Source organism: Clostridium sp. MCC344 (assembly GCF_018785365.1).
In the GTDB taxonomy this organism is placed as follows: domain Bacteria; phylum Bacillota; class Clostridia; order Lachnospirales; family Lachnospiraceae; genus Pilosibacter.
The window spans coordinates 1-2,120 of the sequence record NZ_WQPQ01000029.1 but is presented as its reverse complement, the minus strand read 5'-3'; the positions used below and the strand labels follow the sequence as shown (position 1 = coordinate 2,120).

Genomic DNA, 2,120 nt, shown 5'->3' with positions numbered 1-2,120 from the left:
CCGCAGACATACTATTTAAGCCCCGTCCAATGCTCCCACTTCCTCCGCCTTGCGGAGAGGGCGGGCGGGCCGCCGCCGAAAGAGATCGAACAGCTTCTTTTAAAACAGGGCGGCAGATACCAGTCATCCACCCCTTTCAGTGCTTCCGTATGCGGGGAGCGGCAAAAAGGCAGGAAGAAACGGCCTTCCGAAACAGCTTCGGATTACCAACTGACCCTTTTCCCACTCTTTTAGCCAGTGATGTAACGCCCTTTGCCTTCTGGTATGAGGGCGACCCGGAGGGCGGCTGTATCCGTTTTCTGACGGAAACAGAAAGTGAACGGCTGATGGGGCTGCCAGAGGGCTGGACAAAGTACGGGGCGGACGACATGGAGATCCGGCCTCTGCAACGCTACAAGGCGCTGGGAAATGCGATTGCCCTCCCTTGTGCCGATTACATTATGGCCGGGATCTATGAGGTGCTGGCTGACCGGGCCGGAAAGGAGGAATAAGCCTATGTTTGAAGCCTATATAACCAATACAGCCCTGTACCCCTTAATGGGGATCGAGGTAGGGACAACGGTACATTTCCCCATGACGACACAGGAGTTGCAGGCCGCCCTTGCCAAAATCGGGATAGACGGGAAACGGTACAGCGAAGTGTTCTTTACCAGCTTTGACAGTGATGTGCTGGGGCTCTACGATCATCTCTACGAATGTGAGAACATCGACGAGCTGAACGAGCTGGGCCACGCCCTGCTGGAAGTACGGGATAAGGGCGGACTGGAAACCTTTGAAGCCGCTCTTGTCTTAGGAAACCACACAAGGAGCGTGAAGGATTTGATAAACCTGACGCAGAACCTTGACCTTTACCGCTTTTACCCGGATATTTCCGATGATGAAGGGCTGGGCCGTCTTTACGCCGACGAGCTTGGGACTATCGACATACCGGAGCACATTCAGAACTACTTCGATTATGAAGCATACGGACGGGATGTGCGTATCAACGAGGGCGGCGTATTCGCTCCCGGTGGGTATGTGTCGGCAGTCCCGGAGGGCTTCAAGGAGTATTACCACGGGCCGCAGGACATTCCGCCGGAACACCGGATATTTGCCTATCCTGAAAAGGCCGAACCTGTCCACTCCATTCTCGCTGCACTCAAACGGTTTCAAGAAGCCCCGCCCACTCCGAAGAAGGACAAGGCGGGGCCTTCCCATGAAGAACGGTAAGACTTCGGGCCAGCATGGCCCGAAGCATGAAGGAGGTGCATACCATCAACTATTACCCTATCAATGAAGGAGCCGCCCGCCGGGCAAAGGAAATGAACAGCTTTTCCGACTACAATGAAGGGAGCGCAACGGCGGAATACCGGGCAATGGTGGACAAGGCCGCCGCCATAGCGGAAAAGCAGAAATCCCGGGTGGACCCCATGTACCATGAGAAGATTGACCATCTGTTAGACACCTACGCCCGCAAGCTGGCCGAAAACATGAACCAGGGCTTTGCCATTGACGCGAGGGTTCCCTCTGTGATGATCGCCGGACCTGCCAATTTCCCGGTGGGAAAGAAGGAAAAACAGAACCGGGCCCGGGACAGCAACATGGAGGAATGGCGGTATATTCAAGGGCTGCTGGATAAGATACGCAGTACCGGCATGGGCGGGATCAGCGCCGATGACCCGGCAGCGATTGAAAAGCTCCAGAAGAAGCTGGACGGGCTGGAACGCTCCCAGCTCATTATGAAGGAGGTCAACGCCTATTACCGCAAGCATGGCAAGCTGGACGGCTGTGCGCTGCTGTCGCCGGATCAGATCGAAAAGCTGAAAGCAAGCATGGCGTCAAGCTGGCGGAGCGATCCGAGGCCCTTTGAAAGCTACCAGCTTACCAACAACAATGCGGAAATCCGCCGGGTAAAGGCCCGTATCGAACAGCTTTCCAAACAGGCACAGCAGGAATTTTCCGGCTGGGAGTTCGATGGGGGCCGTGTGGAAATGAACCGGGAGGACAACCGCTTGCAGGTGTTCTTTGACGGAAAGCCTGACGCGGACACCCGGGCCGAGCTGAAAAGCAACGGTTTCCGCTGGGCTCCCAGCGTGGGCGCATGGCAGAGGCAGCTCACGGACAACGCCATCCGGGCGGCT

Annotated in this window: 3 protein-coding genes; all 3 read left to right on the top strand. The window is 56.3% G+C overall.

Annotation, left to right across the window (positions count from 1 at the left end; all coding sequences use genetic code 11):
- The coding region (locus GPK90_RS10045) for a DNA cytosine methyltransferase (RefSeq protein ID WP_215702871.1) at nt 1–491 on the top strand (491 nt) is incomplete at its 5' end.
- A gap of 4 nt (nt 492–495) precedes the next feature.
- Nucleotides 496–1,209: an antirestriction protein ArdA gene (locus tag GPK90_RS10040; RefSeq protein ID WP_215696614.1), complete on the top strand. Its 714-nt coding sequence runs from the start codon at nt 496–498 to the stop codon at nt 1,207–1,209.
- 26 nt (nt 1,210–1,235) lie between these two features.
- Nucleotides 1,236–2,120 (top strand): hypothetical protein (locus GPK90_RS10035; RefSeq protein ID WP_252197419.1); only part of this gene is annotated, 885 nt, incomplete at its 3' end.